At 44.1% G+C, this 20,536-nt stretch carries 19 protein-coding genes, 1 riboswitch and 1 other annotated feature; of the genes, 8 read left to right on the plus strand and 11 right to left on the minus strand.

Translation table 11 applies throughout. The features are described from left to right. Positions 1 to 124 precede the first annotated feature (124 nt). From MHI51_RS21240 to MHI51_RS21250, 3 genes are read right to left on the minus strand one after another with little or no spacing between them, the layout of a single operon-like run. A complete protein-coding gene (locus MHI51_RS21240; protein ID WP_405173242.1) occupies positions 125 to 967 on the minus strand; it encodes a metallophosphoesterase in 843 nt (280 codons plus the stop codon). Further along, complete coding sequence (locus MHI51_RS21245; protein ID WP_341003290.1) at positions 961 to 1,365, minus strand: hypothetical protein; 405 nt, start codon at positions 1,363 to 1,365, stop codon at positions 961 to 963. Before MHI51_RS21245 ends, MHI51_RS21240 begins: the two co-directional genes overlap by 7 nt. Next, entirely contained in the window at positions 1,362 to 1,955 is a 594-nt protein-coding gene (locus tag MHI51_RS21250; protein WP_036676197.1) for a CPBP family intramembrane glutamic endopeptidase, read from the minus strand. The genes MHI51_RS21245 and MHI51_RS21250 overlap by 4 nt, the downstream gene beginning before the upstream one ends. A gap of 115 nt (positions 1,956 to 2,070) precedes the next feature. Between MHI51_RS21250 and MHI51_RS21255 the strand changes: the two genes are divergently transcribed. Together MHI51_RS21255 and serA are read left to right on the plus strand one after the other, a co-directional pair. Continuing rightward, positions 2,071 to 2,976, plus strand: a complete 906-nt coding sequence (locus MHI51_RS21255; RefSeq protein ID WP_076127483.1) for a hypothetical protein — start codon at positions 2,071 to 2,073, stop codon at positions 2,974 to 2,976. A gap of 110 nt (positions 2,977 to 3,086) precedes the next feature. Beyond that, positions 3,087 to 3,317, plus strand: a binding site (T-box leader). A 243-nt stretch (positions 3,318 to 3,560) separates the two neighbouring features. Continuing rightward, positions 3,561 to 5,153, plus strand: coding sequence for a phosphoglycerate dehydrogenase (gene serA / locus MHI51_RS21260; RefSeq protein ID WP_036676193.1), 1,593 nt, complete (start codon positions 3,561 to 3,563; stop codon positions 5,151 to 5,153). Positions 5,154 to 5,526: 373 nt separating this feature from the next. Here the strand turns inward: serA and MHI51_RS21265 are convergent, their stop codons facing one another. Continuing rightward, positions 5,527 to 6,360, minus strand: coding sequence for an SDR family NAD(P)-dependent oxidoreductase (locus tag MHI51_RS21265; protein WP_339244227.1), 834 nt, complete (start codon positions 6,358 to 6,360; stop codon positions 5,527 to 5,529). Positions 6,361 to 6,516: 156 nt separating this feature from the next. Between MHI51_RS21265 and MHI51_RS21270 the strand changes: the two genes are divergently transcribed. The 6 genes from MHI51_RS21270 (at position 6,517) to MHI51_RS21295 (ending at position 12,894) form a co-directional block, all read left to right on the plus strand. Next, entirely contained in the window at positions 6,517 to 7,473 is a 957-nt protein-coding gene (locus MHI51_RS21270; protein WP_076127480.1) for a YafY family protein, read from the plus strand. Between the two features lie 121 nt (positions 7,474 to 7,594). Next, positions 7,595 to 8,845, plus strand: a complete 1,251-nt coding sequence (locus tag MHI51_RS21275; RefSeq protein WP_036676188.1) for a methyl-accepting chemotaxis protein — start codon at positions 7,595 to 7,597, stop codon at positions 8,843 to 8,845. A gap of 174 nt (positions 8,846 to 9,019) precedes the next feature. Further along, a riboswitch (cyclic di-GMP riboswitch) is annotated at positions 9,020 to 9,116 on the plus strand. 155 nt (positions 9,117 to 9,271) lie between these two features. Beyond that, the gene (locus tag MHI51_RS21280; protein WP_143761901.1) at positions 9,272 to 10,912 is read left to right on the plus strand and encodes a thiamine pyrophosphate-binding protein; all 1,641 of its coding nucleotides are present in this window, start codon (positions 9,272 to 9,274) and stop codon (positions 10,910 to 10,912) included. A gap of 10 nt (positions 10,913 to 10,922) precedes the next feature. Next, the gene (locus MHI51_RS21285) at positions 10,923 to 11,291 is read left to right on the plus strand and encodes a carboxymuconolactone decarboxylase family protein (RefSeq protein ID WP_036676184.1); all 369 of its coding nucleotides are present in this window, start codon (positions 10,923 to 10,925) and stop codon (positions 11,289 to 11,291) included. 205 nt (positions 11,292 to 11,496) lie between these two features. Next, entirely contained in the window at positions 11,497 to 11,847 is a 351-nt protein-coding gene (locus MHI51_RS21290) for a hypothetical protein (protein WP_076127478.1), read from the plus strand. A gap of 54 nt (positions 11,848 to 11,901) precedes the next feature. Continuing rightward, on the plus strand, positions 11,902 to 12,894 hold the full coding sequence (locus MHI51_RS21295) for a ketoacyl-ACP synthase III (protein WP_076127476.1): 993 nt from the start codon (positions 11,902 to 11,904) through the stop codon (positions 12,892 to 12,894). Positions 12,895 to 12,970: 76 nt separating this feature from the next. Here MHI51_RS21295 and MHI51_RS21300 read toward each other — a convergent pair whose 3' ends face one another. The 7 genes from MHI51_RS21300 to MHI51_RS21330 form a co-directional block, all read right to left on the minus strand. Next, on the minus strand, positions 12,971 to 13,180 hold the full coding sequence (locus tag MHI51_RS21300; protein ID WP_076127474.1) for a DNA-binding protein: 210 nt from the start codon (positions 13,178 to 13,180) through the stop codon (positions 12,971 to 12,973). Positions 13,181 to 13,200: 20 nt separating this feature from the next. Further along, complete coding sequence (gene glpK, locus MHI51_RS21305) at positions 13,201 to 14,694, minus strand: glycerol kinase GlpK (protein WP_339187846.1); 1,494 nt, start codon at positions 14,692 to 14,694, stop codon at positions 13,201 to 13,203. 118 nt (positions 14,695 to 14,812) lie between these two features. After that, complete coding sequence (locus MHI51_RS21310) at positions 14,813 to 16,249, minus strand: ATP-binding protein (protein WP_076127471.1); 1,437 nt, start codon at positions 16,247 to 16,249, stop codon at positions 14,813 to 14,815. Beyond that, positions 16,250 to 16,966 (minus strand): response regulator transcription factor, encoded by a 717-nt coding sequence (locus MHI51_RS21315; RefSeq protein WP_036676174.1) that lies wholly within the window; start codon positions 16,964 to 16,966, stop codon positions 16,250 to 16,252. Positions 16,967 to 17,042: 76 nt separating this feature from the next. Continuing rightward, positions 17,043 to 18,305: a cytochrome c biogenesis protein CcsA gene (gene ccsA, locus MHI51_RS21320; RefSeq protein WP_076304028.1), complete on the minus strand. Its 1,263-nt coding sequence runs from the start codon at positions 18,303 to 18,305 to the stop codon at positions 17,043 to 17,045. Continuing rightward, a complete protein-coding gene (locus MHI51_RS21325) occupies positions 18,302 to 19,987 on the minus strand; it encodes a cytochrome c biogenesis protein ResB (RefSeq protein ID WP_339187849.1) in 1,686 nt (561 codons plus the stop codon). The genes ccsA and MHI51_RS21325 overlap by 4 nt, the downstream gene beginning before the upstream one ends. Beyond that, the gene (locus MHI51_RS21330) at positions 19,987 to 20,508 is read right to left on the minus strand and encodes a redoxin domain-containing protein (protein ID WP_038572444.1); all 522 of its coding nucleotides are present in this window, start codon (positions 20,506 to 20,508) and stop codon (positions 19,987 to 19,989) included. Before MHI51_RS21330 ends, MHI51_RS21325 begins: the two co-directional genes overlap by 1 nt. Between the last annotated feature and the right edge of the window lie 28 nt (positions 20,509 to 20,536).

The following is a 20,536-nucleotide window of genomic DNA, read 5'->3' on the forward strand; positions in this document are numbered from 1 at the left end:
GTTGCTTCGTCAGTGCAATTGTTTTCGAATCAAACAAAAATAGAAGGGGGTTCCAAAAGCCTTTTGCATGGCTTTGGAACCCCCTTTTTACGCTACCAGTTTTTCTTACTGGAAAGAGTAAGCCCTATTGGGTTGATTTACGCAGTGTCAGCACATGCATTTCAGCAGGACTGCCCCAGCGAAGGGGCAGATGTGCTGTTCCAAACCCTCTGCTGATCAGCAGCAGGGCATTTTTTGCGGAACCGTCCCCTCTTGGCCAACTAAACTTTCCAGCGTCATATTTATGATAGAAATGCTCTACATGTCTTTGACCCACAAATGGAAGGATCACCTGCCCCCCATGCGTATGACCTGCGAGAATCAGGTCCGCTGGCACACTCTGGCGCTTGGATAACCAAAGCGGATCATGTACAAGAATAATACGACAGGTATCTTCAGCAGAAGTGTTTGTGGTTAATGGCGGAAAAGGACCGTATGGAGTTTTGCCCCCATTTTTCGGAAAATCAATTCCGGTTAACCAAAGTTTAGCTCCCTCACGTTCAAAAGCCACATTTTCATCCATTAACAGATTTGCACCACTGTCCTGAATAATCTCATCTACCCTTGAAATATTAGCCCGATAATCATGATTTCCATGCACTACATAGGTAGATGCAATAGAAGTAACTAGAGTCATATTATCGACAAGACGATTTAAAGGGCTATCTTTTTCCGTTAGATCTCCTCCCAGAAAGACAACATCTACCCCACCCTTTAATGGTGTCAGAAGCGCGGAAGGAAGGCGGCGGCGATGGATATCTGTTATAAACAAAATACGAAATCCATCGAACTCTTCAGGTAGCGAATCTAGCATTATTTCCTCGGTAATAATTCTGTTTCTAAAAGCATTAATCACCATGATTATGACAACGGCCACTGCTATCAAAAGAATGACCAGAGCCATTCCCCATGCCCATATGCTCACCATAATGTACTCAGCGGAGGCGCTCCTTCAATTCCCCACCAAAGCAGCCCGATTAGCAAAATAACAAAGATAAAAATCAAAGAATTCACAAACATCTTGCTTAGACGAACTTTTTCTGAAGAATAAGTATCTGAACGAGAAGGAACAGATTCTTCGTCCTTCTCTTTACTTCCTGTGGAAGAGCGCTTTGCAGAACCTGCTGGGCGGCGAGCTTTTCTTGATAAAGTTGCCGTAGAAACCCGAGCGGTAGCATTTTTCTTTATAGGAGTAGACTTCTTTTCAGGAGTAGCCTTTTTTACAGCTTCCAAAGTCCGCTTCTCTTTTTTACTTTTGCCAGGATGTTTGCTTTCACTTTTGTGTTGTTTTTGTCGAGACTTTACCCGGCTTAATTCCTCACTCATGATTCCCTCCTATAGCGGATCACCAGACCTGAGATCAGGTCGATGAAGAAGTGACATAGTATAGGGGCCCAGAGGCTGCCCGATTGAATGTAAATATATCCAAGACCATAACTGCTTAAGAATACCCAGCCGGTAGGTACAAAGTGACGTAAATAACGGACATGAATAAGAGCAAATACTATACTCGTCCAATAAGGACCAATGGAATATTGGATGGCTCCGCGGAATAAGAGCTCCTCACATACCGATACAATTGCTGCTATGACGATAATATGCCACACAGGGCGATTTCGAAATAAAAGGTCGTTTATTCCACCATCATCCATGCTCTCCTCAGGGACAATATGTGTCAATAAATAGTCAACAATTAGCATTGCAGCAGCAAGACCAAGGCCCCATGCCACAAAATGTACTTTTTCTGGAATAATTAATAGCTGAAAAGGATTTCTTTTCTGAAATAATATCCATATCAAACCGATAATTAATGTGAGCCCCTGAGTGATATAGAGATTGAGCAGCAGAAGACGGTCCGTCAACTGGCCTGGTTCTACCTTTTTAACCTTAATCTCGCCAAATTTGAATTTTTTCATCGTGACCTGCCTGTTCTTTATTTTTTTCGGGCCGCTCCGAGAGAGAAACCGTCCATAGTGTTGCTATCAATACATAATACATAGGATAATCCCCCCAGAAAAAGGAGCATTTATTATGAGCAAACGTAAGTCCCGCAATCAAATGTTATACACGCTAGTTTTTTTGTTTTTCCTAGTTTGCGCCTTCGCCGCATTTTTTACTGGCGTCAAGGTTGGCGCAGACAAAACTGAAGCCAAATATGACAATCAATCAAGCATGAATGGATTAGTAGAATTCACGGGCTCGTATCAACAGCAGGATCTTGTTACTTTCTATCATAACGTATTTTTGCCCTATCGGGAATTCAAGCGGAATTGGAACATTCAAGTAGATAAGTTAGCGCGCAGCACAGATGCTCGTATGAATGCGGCAGTAATGAAGAATCTAAGTATTCTAGCAGACCAGCAATATGAAAGAGTTAATCAAGATTCAATTTTCACTAACTCTCCTCTATTACATCAGTCACAGGTCAATGTACTCAAAAGCTTAACTTTATTTTCTAAGGCCTCCGGCAAAGTCTCTACTAGTGCCTCTGGTGCAGAGACAGCCAAGTTATTGAAAAATGATGAATTTACAACCGGCGCCGTGAAGTACGGTCTGTTAGCACAAAAGAACTTCTATGATTCTATGCTAAAATGGGGCTCTAAGACAAACCAGAAAATACCTTCTGCACCTGGCGAACTAAAAACGATGTCTTTCATCCAGTGGAAAAAAATGCCGCTTCTTTTGAAGAATGCTTCTATCGCTGACATGATGCTGAATCGCGGAATTTTTGCAGGTTATGATCCTCAGGACATCACTGCTAAAATAGACGATATGATTTACTCAGGCACTGCAAGCTCATTAAATCTTTCGGATATCCAGTCCTCAGTAACCTTGTTGATTTCTACAGGTGCTGTGCAGGAACAGGATTTTGTAAAATGGCGGGAACAGTATTATAACAGGGAGACACTTCCACAGCTTCCGTTCTTTTTTGAATAGAACCAGTTATTGAATCATAACGAAAAATGAAGTTCACTTCAAGAAACGCTGCTTGCAAAGCCTATTGACACAACTTGCATACCGTGTTACATTATGAAAAAATTAATCATTCAAAACCGATGATGGAACAAAGATCCTGGAAGTCTTCAGAGAGCCGGTGGTTGGTGCAAACCGGTGACGAACAGCTATCTTTAGCGCTCCTGAGATATTGTATCGAACCTTAAAGTAGGTACAATCGGATCAACTCCGTTAACAGTGTGGCCTATGCAGGCCAATGAGGCTGCTTCTTCCAAGTTGCAGTGAATTAGGGTGGTACCACGAAGATAACTCTCGTCCCTTACTACGGCAGTAGTATGGGGTTGGGAGTTTTTTTAATTCCCTAATCCCCCATAAATACTACCTTATGCCCAAAGTTACCGATTTCGCGGTACTCTTGCACGCTGTTTCTTTTGTGCGACACCGCGTTGATCTACTATTATTACATGTTTTTCTCTACTAGTTCGTGAACCTTCTGGTATTGTGGACTGCCCATCAGGGCGTCCTCGACATATAAAGCTTTTCAACTTTAAGGGGGATAAGAAACCATGTTTAAAGTATTAGTATCGGATCCAATCAGTGATTTGGGCATTCAGCAATTGATGGACGCAACAGATGTAGTTGTAGACAAAAAAACAGGTCTCAGTGAAGATGAGCTCGTTGCAATCATCGGTGAATATGATGGTCTACTCGTCCGCAGTCAAACTACAGTAACTGAAAAAATTATCGAAGCTGGAAAAAACTTAAAGGTCATTGGTCGTGCAGGTGTGGGTGTAGATAATATCAAGCTGGAAGCTGCTACTCAACGTGGGGTTGTTGTTATCAACGCTCCTGATGGAAATACCATTACAACTTGTGAGCATGCTTTTGCAATGATGATGGCTTTGGCCCGTCACATTCCACAAGCTTACGCAAAAACAATTGGTGGAACCTGGGATAGAAAAACCTTCGTGGGTGTAGAACTCCGCGGCAAAACTTTAGGTGTACTGGGAATGGGCAGAATCGGTAGCGAAGTGGCAAAACGTGCCAAAGCTTTCGGCATGGAAATCCTTGCTTTTGATCCTTTCTTAACTGCTGAGCGTGCTGAGAAACTGGAAGTAAAATTAGCTTCCGTTGACGATGTAGTCCGCGGAGCAGACTTCATTACTGTGCACACTCCACTTACTCCGGAAACACGCCATATGATTTCCCGCCCGCAATTTGAAGTGATGAAAAAGGGAATGCGCATCATCAACTGTGCCCGTGGTGGTGTAATTGATGAAATGGCGTTAGTAGAAGCTATTGATAGCGGTATTGTTGCTGGCGCTGCATTTGACGTATTCGAAAAAGAACCGCCACAAGCAGATCACCCATTCTTGTCGCATCCAAAAATTATCGTGACTCCTCACTTGGGCGCTTCTACAATTGAAGCTCAGGAGAATGTAGCGATCGATGTATCGGAACAAGTACTGCATATTCTGCGTAATGAACCGTTCATCAATGCTGTAAATATTCCTCCAGTTGCTCCAAGCGTAATGAACAAACTCCAGCCTTACTTCACACTTGGTGAGAAGCTGGGCAGCTTTGTTACCCAGATTACAGATAGTGCTATTCGTGAAATCCATGTTGAGTATGCGGGTGATCTGTCAGATGTCGATACCCAACCACTTACCCGCTATATTGTGAAAGGCGTGCTCTCCCGCCACTTCGCTGAGGATGTTAACATCGTTAACTCCATGCACTTGGCAAAAACACGCGACGTTAATGTAGTAATAACTAAAGCTTCCAAAACTAAAGGCTTCACTAATCTGATTACCGTGACCCTTAAAACAGATCACGACCAAGAACGTCTCGTAGCCGGAACATTGCTGCAAGGTTATGGAGAAAGAATTGTTCAAGTGAACAAGTTCCCGGTTGATATCGCTCCTGAAGGACATCAAATTGTAGTATCCCATAACGACAAACCAGGGATTATCGGACTTGTGGGCACATTGCTGGGCGAAAATGATGTCAATATCGCTTCCATGCAAGTGGGACGTAAAATCGTTGGTGGCGAAGCAATCATGCTGCTGACCGTTGATAAAGCTGTACCTACTCATGTGCTTGTGAAGCTTGCTGGCCTGCCAGAAATCAACACTGCCGAAGAAATCATTCTTCTGTAAGCAATACGATAGAAATCAAACAACAGAGCAGCGATCCTCCCCTTTTAGGAGTTTCGCTGCTTTTGTTGTTGATCGTCGACCTGTTTCGGCTTCATTTACAACACCGAATCGAGTTCCCTCGTGGAGGCTTACGGACACCCTTGAGGTTACGGACCCAGATGACCCTATATGCAATAATTTCGCCTTTGAAGCAGGGTTTCGGACTCTAGTGCCACTATTCCTCAAAAAGGAGCTAAATCAGGTGTTTTGCCTATCAATAGCGTCTCTGGGGACCGATAGCGTTCTAAATATACGAAAATGCTGCATTATAGATCAGCTGTGTCCTATACTGCTTCATACGCACATATGGGATCAAACAGATCAAGTTTGCTGTTTAGACTAAGAATGCGGGAACAGTCCGACCATCGATGTCTGTAAATCCATACTTTTCAGCCAGCTTAGCAACCTGCTGCGGTTGTCCGGTTATAGACATAACCTTAGGATCGGCTGCTAGAGCAGCGGCTGCTCTACCGATATAGGTTGTGGATTCAGTCATCTGCAATTCTTTAACCTCATGCCAATGCTCCTCATCCGTGTTCATGCTCTCCAACACCGCCTCTGTCCTCATCCAGCCCGGAGTAAGCGGAATAACTGCAATGTTGTCCTCTTTAAGCTCATTCGATAACCCGTAGGCCATACGCACAAGTGTATTTTTAGAAAGATCATAATAGAAATTTCCTAGATATTTGTAATGATCCCAAAAGGTTGTGTGGATGATTAGACCGCCAGCTTTTGCCTCACGCATTAATGGTATTGCATAATAGTTTGTTATCAACTGTGCCCTCACACCCGCATTAAACATATTGTCCCAATGCGCTGTAGGAAGCTCCCAGAAAGACTTCTGCTCAATAGGTAAATCGTTGCCGCCCCATACATTATTGACTAAAATATCAAGCTTTCCTTGCTCTGAAGCAATCTGGCGAATGACCGCTTCTGTCTCCTGATCTTTTGTATGATCACATCGTATGGCGCTGCCGGACCCTCCCTCCGCTTTTATTTCCCTAAGTACGTTATCAATGCTCCGCTTGCTATGCTCTATGCCAGAAGCCTCTGTCGTTCTGCCCGTAATATAAACGAATGCACCTTTCCTTGCCAGCTCCAATGCAATTCCTCTACCAGCACCTCTGCTGCCTCCGGTGACCAATGCTACTCTTCCTTTTAAAGTCATATTCTCAATCCTTTCTACACTTGTTTTTCTCTAATGTTCTGTATTTAATCCTTACCTTATATAGTATAATTCTTTAATATGACATCAACTGACATATATAATATAATAATTAATTAAGAACTAGCCAACATTTATTAGGAGGAGGAGTGTCCCTTAATGAGAGCCGATCGTTTGTTATCCATCTTACTTTTGCTGCAAAATCGTGGAAAGATGACGTCCCGTGAGCTAGCCCAGACCTTAGAAGTGTCTGAACGAACTGTGTTTAGAGATATGGAAGCCTTATGTACAGCAGGAATACCGATTCTTGCCGAACGGGGACGTGAAGGGGGTTGGATGCTCACAGAAGGATACCGGACCTCCTTAACGGGTATGAAGCCCTCAGAGATTGCAACTCTGCTGCTGTCCGCAGACTCCTCAATCTTAAAAGATCTGGGTATACAAAACGACTTCTCTTCTGCCGTGCTTAAGCTGGAGGCTGCTTCCCCATCCAGGCCGAATAATCCAGCCAGTTACCTGAGCCAGCGCATTCATATAGATGGTGCCAGCTGGCACCCTTCCGACGAGACATATCCGTTCCTATCTGTCCTGCAGGAAGCTGTTTGGGAAGACCGTAAAGTGAAGATCACTTACCCACGGAATGACGAGATGAAGGAGCGTTTCATTGAACCTCTCGGGTTAGTCGCAAAACGTGGAGTTTGGTATGTAGTGGCACGAACCGAGGGTGAAATGCGGACTTTTCGCGTGTCGAGATTAATACAAGCTGACGCAACTTATGAATCATTTGTCAGACCTGAGGCTTTTGATTTAAAAAGCTACTGGGAACAATCGACTTTAGCTTTTAAAGCAGCACTGCCAAAATATGTAGTGAACTTAAAGGTGAATGAGTCTATTCTTAAAGAATTACAACGTGAAAGATATGTAACTATAACTTTAGTAGAACCCTCTGCTAATACTGGGTGGATGAACGTGGAGGCCGAGTTTAATGCTATAGAATCTGCCTGTCGTATCGTACTCTCTTTCTCTCCTTCAGTTATTGTTTTAGCTCCTATCGAACTAGTAGGAATGGTAAAGTCTGCTATTAAAACAATTTCCACAATATATGAGGAATTTTGACATGAATTCTAAATATCTACTACTTAAAGAAGATTTATGACACTTCTCTATAGACCAATGACCTATAAATCCCCTATAATAACACCATTACATAAAATTTAATAAGGGGGACATTTTACCAATGAGCTGGATGCACAAACTTCCGTTAAAACAAAGAATTGTTGCCGGATGTTACCTCGTTGCCGCACTGTTTGCTATTCCTGTCTTAGTTACGTTAATGATTCTAGGTCAATTTCTCGTAGGAATTATACTAGTAGTTGTTCTTGCAGGTCTGACTTTACCTGTTGCTCGCTTCGTGGAGAGAACGCTTACATCATCTTTTGATGATATTGCTAATGTATCTCACAGTATTTCAAAGGGTGATTTCACTAGCAGAGCGGACGAAAATGGTTCAATGGGTGACGTAAGCCGCTCCTTTAACACAATGATCGATAAGCTCAAGAAGATTCTGACCGATGCATCGCAGATCACCCGTCAAGTTATGGATGCAAGCCGCGGAATCGAAGATAAGAACCAGAACCTGAAAATTGTCATGGCACAAGTAGCCTCTTCTTCTACTGAGCTCGCTCTTGGTGCAAATGAAATATCTACGGATATCGCTGATATGACAGAATCCATTAAAGACATTGAGACCAAAGTATCCAATTATACGAACTCCACCAAAGAAATGAACAGACGTTCAATACATACCTTAGAACTTGTTGAGCAAGGGCGCCAATCCGTAGATACACAGGCTGAAGGCATGCGTAAAAACATAGAGGCTACACAAAAAGTGGCTGATACTATTGAAGCTCTCTCACAAAATGCCCGCGGGATTACGATGATCACCAAGACCATCACAGAGATCGCTGAGCAGACCAACCTGCTGTCACTGAATGCCTCCATCGAAGCTGCTCGTGCCGGAGAGCATGGTCGGGGTTTTGCCGTTGTAGCTCAAGAGGTCCGCAAGCTTGCTGAAGAATCTACGGCATCCACAAAAGAAGTATTCGGCTTGGTCCGCAGCATTGAGTCAGATATTAAACAAGCCATCGATAATATTGCCATCAATGAAGAGGTTGTGCAGGTTCAGAATGAAATGATCACTCAATCTGCCCATATTTTCGCACAAATTGTACAAAGCGTGCAGTACATTACCGAGCAAATCTCTTCATTCTCTGCGGAGAGTGATCTTATGCTAGAAAGTGCCTTGAAAATTTCCAGTGCAATTGAGAATATCTCAGCAATCACCGAAGAAACTGCTGCTGGCACGGAAGAGGTATCGGCGGCTATGAATGAACAGATTAATGCCCTGCAGTCTGTTGCAGAAGAAACGGAAAAAATGACCCAGGCCGTATTTAATCTGCAAAAAACCATTCATATCTTTAAATTCTAGTTCAAAACTATCAACTGCCACCTAAGCTGAGTCTTAGGTGGCAGTTTTTTTCGCGAGGCAAAACTTCATCTCTTGGACAAGACTTTCGTCAAATTTCGAGTTTTTTTAGCGGATTATGTTGACAAAAATTAATGAGGAATATATTGTAAAGGAAAATTATTCTTATCAACTATAAATTAATATTGGCAAAATCCTCGAAAGAGGATGACGCAAAACCATGGATCTACAGCCTCATTTTTTCGTTTGAGGCCATGATTGCCAGGTTGCAGAGGAACCAGGACGGCTGAACTATTGTTCAGTCTTAGAGGCGCCTTATGCCACCAACCTGTGCTTACTATAGAGCACAGGTTTTTACTTTTTGAGTATATTGATCTATCGTATCTATTCGGTAGATTAATAACTAATATATATCAAAAAACTTGTGAGGTGTTTCTTTTGAAGACAGTCGCAGATTACATGGCGGAAGCACTACGTAACCTTGGAGTCACACATTCTTTTGGGATCATTGGCAAATCCATTTGTCCAATTGTTCTAAAGATGGTGGATTACGGTATTGAATTTATTCCCGGCAGACATGAAGCAAGCTCCGGATTCGAAGCAGCAGGGTATGCGCTGAAAACGGGTAACCTAGGCGTAGCATTTGGTACTTCGGGTCCTGGGGGAACTAACCTGCTTACAGCAGCAGCACATGCGAAAGCTAACAACCTACCTGTCCTATTTATTACCGGCCACCAATCCATTACAGAGCTTGGAATTCCTCAATGTCAGGACTCCACCTCTTTTCTGGCTGATTTAGCTGATATGTTCAGACCTGCTACCTTGTTCAGTAAATTGGTTGAACGTGGGGATCACTTTGGTACTATTTTTAATCATGCGATTTCTGTGGCCCTGACCAAACGGGGTCCTGTTCATCTTTGTATTCCTTTTGATGTACAAACTGAAGTATTGGAAGAATGCAATATAGTAATCCCAGAAAGAGAATCTCTAATTAGTCTAGCTAATATCGATAGAGTCATCGATGCTATTCAAGCTGCTAAGAATCCTTTGATTATTGCGGGTAAAGGAATTAACCGCTCCGGAGCACATAAAGAGCTTGTTCAACTCGCAGAAACTTTTAATATTCCTGTAGTAACATCTCCTGGTGGAAAAGGGGCTATAGTCTGGGATCACCCACTCTATCATGGTCCTATTGGCGTTGGCGGTTCGACCCACGGGGACGATTTATTGAATAAAAGCGATTTATTTATAGTGCTTGGATCACGTTTAAGTGATATGACCATCTGTAATCTTAAACGGGAGAATCATCCAGCAACTTTAATTCAATTTGATATTGATCCAACCTTTGTCGGAAAAATACTATTGTCCAAAACGATACCGGTCACCGGGGACCTGCGCGATAATTTGGTGCACTGCCTAAATCATATTGACCCAAGCACAATCACCAAACGTGAGGCTTTGGCCGATACGGATTATTCAGAAGAGCTTCCAACCCTCAAGAATCTTTCCCTTGCTTCGGTAATGAGTACTTTAAGTGATTTGATCCCTTATAATAATTCAATTTTCGTTGATGATGGAAGTCATGGATTCCACGCTGCAAAATGGTACAAGGTTAAGAAACCGGGCAGCTTTGTTTTTGATGCGTATTTTGCTTGCATGGGTAATTCGATCGGCATGGCTATTGGTGCAAAAGTTGCAGCTCCTGAAGAAACTGTCCTCTGCATTACAGGTGATGGTTGTTTCATGATGCTCGGCGCTGAGATTAACACCGCTGTCTGCAAAGATATCCCTGTCATCTTTATCGTGGTCAATAATAAGCAACTAGATATGGCTCTTAAGGGTATGGAGAAAACCACAGGTCGTATCGATGGAACTCTATATGAAGTACCAATGGACGCCGTGAAATTCGCTGAATCTCTAGGTGCTAAAGGCTACAAATGTGAGACTGCGGATGAATTCACAGCTGCAATTAAAGATGCGGTAGCTCTAAACCATGTTGCCGTTATTGAACTGCTAACAGACCGTGATGAAGTCCCTCCGACTGCACACCGTACTTTGAACCTAAACTAGGAGGCTAACCATGAAGGAAAATATCAACAGTGGTCTCAACCACTTCACGAATCTATCAGGAGACTATGGCGCAAAAGCACTAGCTCCAATTAAAGACCACTTCCCTGACTTGGCTGAATTTATTATGGGGAATGCCTATGGCGATATTTTTCAACGTAATACTATAGCCCCTGACTGGAAGGAAATCGCAGTCATTTCATCTTTAATTTCAATGGGTCAATTCGAACAGTTGGGCGTTCATTATGTCATGGCCCTTCGTGTAGGAGTTACAGTAGAACAGCTTAAAGGTATTCTATTACACTTAGTACCCGTTATAGGGGCACCTAGAATCATCACAGCTTTTAATATCCTGCTTGCAACCATAGAAGAAATCCAATAACCCAACAGTTCGACAACAATATACAAAATTCGACTTTATTATTGCATAGACTTGAAAAATATGCCTATAATAGAGTCGGAATATCCCATTACTTGCTGTATAGTGTCGAATTTTGACTTTTATAAAACAGCTAAATGGATATACATGGCTGGATATTGCAGTCGAACTGTTTTGGACAAATTCAATCTATGGGAGAGATTTAGGCATGGGAAGTTTCGTTTTGAAGACAGACACTACAAACAAGGTTATTAATATTGAGTTAGATGGAACATTTTCTGAAGAAGATGGTCTAAAATCTATTCAAGCTTATCAACAAACTATCAATCCAATTACTCCAGCTGACTATGAACTAAAAATCGACTGCAGAAAGCTAAATGTAACTGCACCAGATGTTGTACCTCTTTTAGAAAGCTGCTTTGTAATGTTTAAGAATGATGGATTTGTAAAAGTAAATCTAACGCTTGAAAATAACCCGATCCTCAAAATGCAGCTTTCCCGTCTTGGCCGTAAAGCTGGACTCGATAACATCGAGATCATTTCTGCGGTTACAGTCTAGATCTTTTAATCTTAATATGTAGGCCACATTTTACTGCTTTCCTGGAGGCGTATTATGACCGGAATTCGTATTAAAGGCATTGATATCTATCATCCCAGCAATATAGTTGGTAACGACTTTTTCATTAAGCATTTTGACGAAAAAGGCATTGATATTCGAGGTCTATTATCCGCATTAGGTCGTATTACACGGTATAGTATTAAGGATGCGGATGAGAATTCCCTTACGATGGCTTTTGAGGCTGCCAGGAATGTTCTGGAGAAAAGTGGTCTCACAGGTGCCGATATCGACCTTATTGCCTATGCAAGTCAAACTCCTGAGTATATCTTTCCTACCAACTCATTAATGATTCACCGTTTGATCAAAGGCGCATCCCATACGATCTGCATTGACAGTAATGCTAATTGTGCGGGTATGACGGCTTCTGTGGAACAGGTTAGCCGTCAGATGCAAGCGAATCCTAGGATTAAACGAGCGTTGGTCATCGGCTCCGATTATGTAACCCCTCATGCCGATAAGAATGATCCAGTCTATTACGCTAACTTCGGTGATGCAGCGGCGGCAGTCATTCTTGAACAAGCTGAGGATGTGGTCGGTTTCATTGACTCTATCTACCAAACGGATCCTTGTGTTTGCGATAATTCCAAGTTCCCGTGCGCAGGCCTGGCTAAACTGGGTAAACAAGGTGTAGCGGCTGGAGAGTTTAATGTGAAGTTTATTCCTTTTGATAATTCCATTTGTATAGATGCTGCTTCTGAGTCTATTCGTACTCTACTGTCTAACAACAATATCGCGCCTGAAGCCATTAAAGCAGCCTGCTTCTCACAGTTTTCATTGCCTAATATCTTAGAGATGTGTGAGAAAGTCGGCATTGATCGCAATGTAGCGGTATACATAGGGGATGAATTCGGATATACCTCTACCAGCAGCCCATTTATTGCTCTACATAAAGCTGTAACTACTGGAAAGATCGAACGTGGTGATAAAGTCCTGTTCTGGACAGTGGGCGCCGGTTGGCAAAATGTAGCATTTGTTATTGAATATTAGGAGCTGTATAACAAAAAGCGGCAAGCTAGGGATTCACCTAAGCTTGCCGTTTTTTAATATAAATATGAACGCAACATCAGGACTTACTTGCAAAGGTGAGCCCCTTTTCCGCGAGAGCACTCCGTAATAGGACGATCGCCTTTGGCCCCAATCCATGTAGCTGCAGAAGCTCTGCTTCAGTAAGCTTGCTGAATTGTTGAAGCTGAACATATCCAGCCCCATGCAGGGCTCGAAGCGCCGGCTTAGATAGTCCGCCCGGCAGATCAGATTCGGTTCCGTTAACCATAGATATATACAGCTCCTTTATCACTGATATCCTTCATGCTTCTCCCAACCCATGGTACGCGCTACAGCGTCCTTCCAGGCGTTGTAACGACCTTCCCGCTCAGTTATACCCATCTCAGGCGAGAAGACCCTCTCAGCCTTGTTGAAGCTCTCTAGCTGGGCACGTGTCCAGACTCCGGACGTTAACCCGGCCAGAAGCGCCGCACCCAAAGCTGTTGTCTCCGCATAGGTTGTTCTAGTAACCTCACTGCCCAGGATATCAGACTGGAATTGCATCAGCAAATCGTTACGCACAGCTCCGCCATCCACACGAAGGCCGGTCAATGGCATGCCTGCGTCTTTTTCCATAGCTCCTATTACATCTCTAGATTGAAAGGCTAAGGACTCCAATGTAGCTCGTACCAGATGTCCTGAGGTAGTGCCTCTAGTAAGGCCAAATATAGCTCCACGGGCATACATATCCCAATAGGGTGCCCCGAGTCCGGTAAACGCAGGCACAACGATAACCCCTTCACTGTCCTCTACTTCCCGTGCTTTATCTTCTGAGCCTGCTGGCTCCTCTATAAGACCAAGACCCTCCTGCAGCCACTGAACAGCCGCTCCGGCCACGAACACACTGCCCTCTAGGGCATAATAGAGTTCATCTCCCATACCCCAAGCTACAGTGGTCAACAAGCCATGACTGGAGGCTACAGCTTCTGTGCCTGTGTTCATTAGAATAAAACAACCTGTACCATAGGTGTTTTTGGCACTGCCGGGTTCTAGACAAGTATGTCCAAACAATGCGGCCTGTTGATCTCCAAGTACAGAGCGAATTGGAATGTCCGCCCCGAACCACTGTTTGTCTGCTACTCCAAATTCGCCGCCAGACATTCTTACTTCTGGCAGGATGGCACGCGGAATACGAAGCTCTTCCATTAGCTCTTCATCCCAGCACCGTTCATGAAGATTAAACAGCATCGTACGTGAGGCATTGGTAACATCCGTGACATGTACGGCTCCGCAAGTAAGTCTCCAAATTAACCAGCTGTCGATCGTCCCCGCTAGAAGTTCCCCTCGATTCGCCCGCTCTCGGGCGCCATCCACATGATCCAGTATCCAGGAGATTTTGGTAGCTGAGAAATAAGCATCTACAACAAGGCCCGTCTTGCTCGCAATAACTTGCTCCAGCCCTTTACTTTTAAGTTCTTCACATTGCTCTGCAGTACGCCTGTCCTGCCACACAATCGCAGGGTATATCGGTTTGCCCGTTATTTTATCCCAGATTAAAGCTGTTTCTCTCTGATTGGTTATTCCGATGGCAGAGATCTCCTCAACTGCTGTGCCACCCCGCGCAATCGCATCTCTTGCCGCTGCGAGCTGTGACGCCCAGATTTGCTCAGGGTCATGCTCTACCCAGCCTGGATGGGGGAAGGATTGTTTAACTTCATATTGACCTTGTGAGACCCATTTAGCCTCCGTATCGAACAATATGGCTCGTGAGCTGGTAGTACCTTGGTCTAAAGATAAAATCATTCTATGCCCTCCCAAGCAAAACCTACAAGATATGTTCCACGATGAACAAGATTAATGTGTTTGTTTCAACAAAAAGCACCTCTGCTGTCAGAGGCGCTATCACACATTGTGTTTGGAATTACTGTTTTTCGACAGGAAGTCTTAGCGTAAAGGTTGTACTTTCGCCTAGTTTGCTTGAAGCTGAGATGGTCCCGTGATGCGACTCTACAATATTTTTAACAATCGCAAGCCCAAGTCCCGTTCCACCTGATTCTCCCCGTACACGCGCCTTATCAGCTTTGTAGAAGCGGTCAAATATATACGGCAGATCCTCTGGTGGAATTCCAACCCCTTCATCCTGAATTTTAATCTCAAGATAACGACGGCCTTCTAATACACAAGTTCCTGTATGAACCGTGATTTTTTTGCCACCCTGTGTGTGGCGAAAAGCATTATCAAGTAAATTGGTTAAGACTTGTTCCAGCTTATCCTCATCCGCTGCCTTCAGAACAGCAATATCACTCTCTTGCTGTAAGTGAAGATGGATATCGCGCTCTTTCGCACGTACAGAAAATTTACGGTAGACTCGTTCCAGCAGTTCATTCATGTCCACCTGAGCTTTCATCATATCCGTATGTCCGGCTTCCATTCGGGCAAGATCAAGCAAATCCTTAACCAGACGCCCCATACGCAGTGATTCGTCATGAATGACCTGGATCAGCTCACTGCTTTCTTCGGGGGATGAAGCCATCCCGTCCAATAAAGCCTCACTGTACCCTTGCATCATCGACAATGGAGTACGGATTTCATGGGAGACATTAGCTACGAAGTCTCTGCGCATCTTTTCCAGACGCACCTCTTCCGTCACATCCCGCAGTACAGCAACTACTCCCCGAATGCTGCCTTCAGAATATAACGGTGCCATATGAACAGACCAGACGCCCTGCCGTACATGTACATTGGAGCGGTCATCGCCACCTTGCTTCAAGGTGCTTAAAAATAAAGGACGCAGGGGAGGTGGAACACTACTCTCAGCCGTTTCGGGATGAAGCTCAGCATCACTCGCATGTTCCCACTGCAAATCGCTCCAGCTCTCTAGCAGAGCTTGGCCGTGCGGATTGGTCAAAATAATCTGCCCTTCAATGTCAAAGGTGATCACAGCATCGCTCATACTGCGCAGTACGCTAGACAGATGCCCCTTCTCATGATGCAGACTGCGGATATTCTCTTCAAGCTCCTCAGCCATATGGTTAAAGGAAGTCGCCAACTGGCCAATTTCATCACTTGTGACAAGCGTAAGCCTTGTTCCGTATTCACCCCGTCGAATGTTATTCGCAGCTTCAATGACACGCTGCATCGGCTGAGTGATTTTGGTAAACAAAAACAACGCAAAAAATGTCGTCAAAGAAAATCCGATCATACAAGTATACATAAATAAACGTTTGATATCTCCGGAATTGGCAAAGTTACTGTCTATGTAGGGAAGCAAAAATAACCCCAAGGTAATAAGCACGACAGCGACCAGGCAGATGATCGTAACCCACAGTTTGCCGACAAGACTTCTCCAGAAGTTCACTTATTTAGGTACCTCTAGTTTGTAACCTACGCCCCATACGGTCGTAATCATCGCTGCAGATTCCGGTGATACTTTATTCAGTTTTTCACGAAGACGTTTTACGTGAGTATCTACAGTACGCAAATCTCCGAAAAATTCATAATTCCAGACATCCTTAAGCAGTTCTTCACGAGAAAATACTTTATCAGGCGAAATAGCCAAATAATGCAGAAGTTCATATTCTTTAGGTGTCAAACTTACTTCTTCACCACCAGCAGTCACACGGTGAGCATCATGTTCAATAATAAGATGAGTAAATACAATGTTATTGCTGGAATTGCTCTCCTTGGACAAGAAAGCAGTCGCCGAAGAACGGCGCATAATAGCCTTCACCCGGTAAATGACTTCACGTGGACTGAAGGGCTTCACAACGTAATCGTCTGCGCCCATCTCAAAGCCTTGAACACGGTTGATCTCTTCCCCTTTAGCTGTAAGCATTAAGACCGGTGTTGACTTCACTCCTCTGAGTCTTGTCAGCACTTCCATCCCATCGATGCCAGGCAGCATAACATCCAGCAAAATCAGACCGTAGTCATTTGCTGTTGCTTTACGAAGAGCGATTTCTCCGTCTTCCGCTTCATCGATTTCATAACCTTCTTTTTCAAGATACATCTTTAGCAGGCGGCGAATGCGTTCCTCATCATCCACTACCAGAATTCTGTTTAAATGATCTGCCATTTCACTACAACCCCTTCATCAATACAGTAGAACGTAACCTTTAAACCATTGTGCAACGTTAACAGGTAAACTATGCTCAGTCCGTCCCCGCGTAAGAATGAAGTCCGGCGATGACTAAATTAACGCCAACCAGAGTAAACATTACGACCAGGAAGCCAAGCACAGCCAGCCAGGCAGATTTTCTTCCTTGCCATCCACGAGCCAAACGTAAATGAAGATAAGCGCTATAGAAGAGCCAAGTGACAAGCGCCCATACTTCCTTAGGATCCCATCCCCAGAATCTTCCCCAAGCGATTTGCGCCCATATCATTGCAAAGATCAAAGCGCCTAATGTGAAAATAGGAAAGCCAATGGCTATCGCCCTATACGTAATCTCATCTAGATCGCCCTCATCAATTCCGTCCATCACTGGGTGTAAAGCAGTGCCCAGCGGTTTACGTACGATCAAGCGAAGAACTCCGTAGAGGATTAATCCGGAAAGGAGTGACCAAATTACAGTATTAAACTTCCGTCCAGCATTTACACCATTCATCCAAGATGGTGCCTCAAAGAGTGGTTCTTTTATGCCAAGAAACGACTGGAAGCTCTCAATTTCGCTATTGTGAGGTGCCACAATCGGCGGCATTCGATAACTCACTTTCTCTATTGTACTATTTTCCTGCCCGGGGCTGTCAATCGTAACGTTCGGACGGACAAAAACAGTTTCATAGCCTGCTCCGCGGAATGCAAAAACAGAACCCAGAAACCCAATTATAACAATGATTGAAAAGAGAGTAAATTCGACCAGCCTCTGTTGCTTGCGATCCGCCTTCTCTTTACTGGAAAAATTGACTGTTCGCAGCAGATACATCAGTCCCGCCGCAAACCCTACTGCGAAGAAGGATTCACCTAGTGCAGCCAGTGTTACGTGGATCTTTAAGTAGTTCGATTGAAGAGATGGAATCAGCGGCTGTACTTCCTGTGGAAATACTGCGGCATAAGCCATCACAATAATACTGATTGGAACTGCAAAAAGACCCAAGATTACCTTACGATAAATAGCGTACATCACAGTAAAGGCAACCATCACCATCATCGATAAAAAAGTCATGAACTCATACATGTTGCTGACCGGAATATGCCCTGAGCCCGCCCAGCGTGTAAAGAAATAAATAAGATGAAAGATAAGACCCATTGAAGAGAAAATAAAAGCAATTTTGCCCCAACGTGCGGTATGTTCCTCCGGCTTGCGGCCTGACCACTTGCGACCCATGATGGCGATAGTGAATAACATAAACGAACCGCTGTATAATAAAAATGCGGCAATAAAGACAGCGCTGCTGATGTCGAGCAAGCTCATGAAAGGCCTCCTCCATTATCTATTGATTTTTCATCGACTACCAGATCTACTTTTTCTAAAATAGAAACGATCTCACGGCGGAACCCGAACCAGTTCTTGTTCGTATGTCCTCCGAGGATAAGCTCCCCGTTAGCAACGGTAAGCCAGATACGTCTATGCTGCCAGTAGAAGCCAAGCACTAAACCCAGCATCACGATTGCTGCACCTAGCCATACAAACGGCATTGCACGATCAATACGTATATTCAAGTAAGTAGTCGATTCCGAAAAATCAACGTCGCTCATGTTGTCCACTTCAAGCTCAAGAAATCTATTGCTCCCGCCAAGCTTATCGTTAATGGCAGCCTGTTGAAACTGCGCCTTATCCACCTGTTTAGGAAAATAGAAATACTGCTGCCCTTCCGCCGGGAGATCCGGACCTTGTATCAGGAACAAAAAAGCAGGTGCATTCGGATAAGGTGATTTGGAAATCGGCTGACCCTCCTCATTTAGACCAAAATCCATATACTTTTCTTTCAAAGTTAAAGTATAAGGACCCGCCTGAATTGCCCGCTGAGGGTTCTTCATGTCCAGCTTAAATTTGCCGTACGCCTCGCCAGTGGTGGAATTCTTAAGCTCAGGCTGTACCGAACGCAGCACAGGGGTCAGATCATAATCAAACTGATACGCTTTCAATCCTTTATAATCCAAAGGTGAATTTACTTGGATATCATGTTTCGTCACCTCGGATAGCTGCGGTTCCTTCGAAGGGTCTCCACAATCCGCGGTGCATTCATAAAGCACAGCTTGGGTCTGGAATAGCTTTGGAAGTATTTTTTTGCCGCGAAATTCCTCAGGCATCTCTTCCTCCGTATAAAACTCCACGGTAAATTTCTCATTTTTCAAATAATAGGTGGTGTCCGGAATCTGTGTGATCTCCCCTTGCGGGAAAGCAAGATGCTGATCCATGTTCAGTCCCGGCAATCCTCTTGCTAATACAGCAAGTAAAAAAATAATTAAGCCAATATGTATTACATAAGGTCCCCAGCGGCTGAAGCGATGTTTCTCTGCCAGCAGAGCCCCTCCATCCGTCTTCACGCGATAGCCCTTTTTACGCATAGGCTGAATTACCCGGGCTACCCAAGCTTCTGGTTCCTCTTGTACTTCAGTCACTAACACAGCTTTTTGCCGAGTTAAGAACTGACGATGTTTCCGAATCTTTTGTCTGGTTAAGGCCTTATAGAGCGGAAGTACTCGATCCAAGCTACAGATCACAAGTGAAGCGCCGATCATTACGAGTAGAGTTACAAACCACCAGGATTCGTATGTATGTGAAAGTCCAAGTTTGTGATAAATATATCCGGCTGTTCCGTACTCTTGCTTGTAATAAACTGAGGCATCAATATTAAGAAAAGTACTCTCCTGCGGGAAAATCGTCCCCAGCATAGAGCCTACAAGTGTCAACACGATCAGGTAGATCGCTATTTTGACGGAAGAGAAAAAGTTCCACACCCGATCAATAATCCCCGGGTTAACGCGCTGAGATCGGCGAGCTACGCCATCGTAACGCATTTCCAAATTCTCGCCCCAGTCTGATTCCTTCCCCAACGGCTTCCCGCATGCTTCGCATAAAACAGTACCTACAGGGTTCTGGTGACCACATTCACATTTGGTATTGGTTATAAATGCCTCGCGTTCACTCATCAATCCACCAGCTTCCCAATTTGATCATCAAGTGAATTCAAATCAAGCTGGCCGATATGAATGTTGTCAATTTTACCCTTGGAATTAATGAATAAGGTAGTTGGCAGCGGAGAAATACCATAACTTCGTACAGCATCACGTCCAGTGTCCATCAAAATCGGAAAATCGATGTTTACCTGCTTCACAAAATTCTCGACAGTCATCCGGTCTTCGCCCACATTAATGCCTAAGACCACTACGTCTTTGTCCTTCCATTTCTCCCATTGCGCTTGTAGAGCCGGCATTTCTTTGACACAAGGTGCACACCAAGAGCCCCAGAAATTAAGCACAATAGTCTTGCCCTTATATTCGTCTAGGGTATGAGCCAGACCGTCAAGCCCAAGCAAATCAAAGGAAGGTGCTTTGCTCCCTTCCTCTGGTTTGCCGCTTCCCCCAAATACAGAGGAACCGATGGCATAACCGCCCACTATAACAATTAGAAACAGAATCACGATTTGAATTGGTTTTCTTGCTTTACCCACACGTAAAGCCCCCTTCTGTGACGCAACT

The sequence above is a fragment of the Paenibacillus sp. FSL H8-0260 genome (assembly GCF_045040625.1).
Taxonomy (GTDB): domain Bacteria; phylum Bacillota; class Bacilli; order Paenibacillales; family Paenibacillaceae; genus Paenibacillus_AQ; species Paenibacillus_AQ odorifer.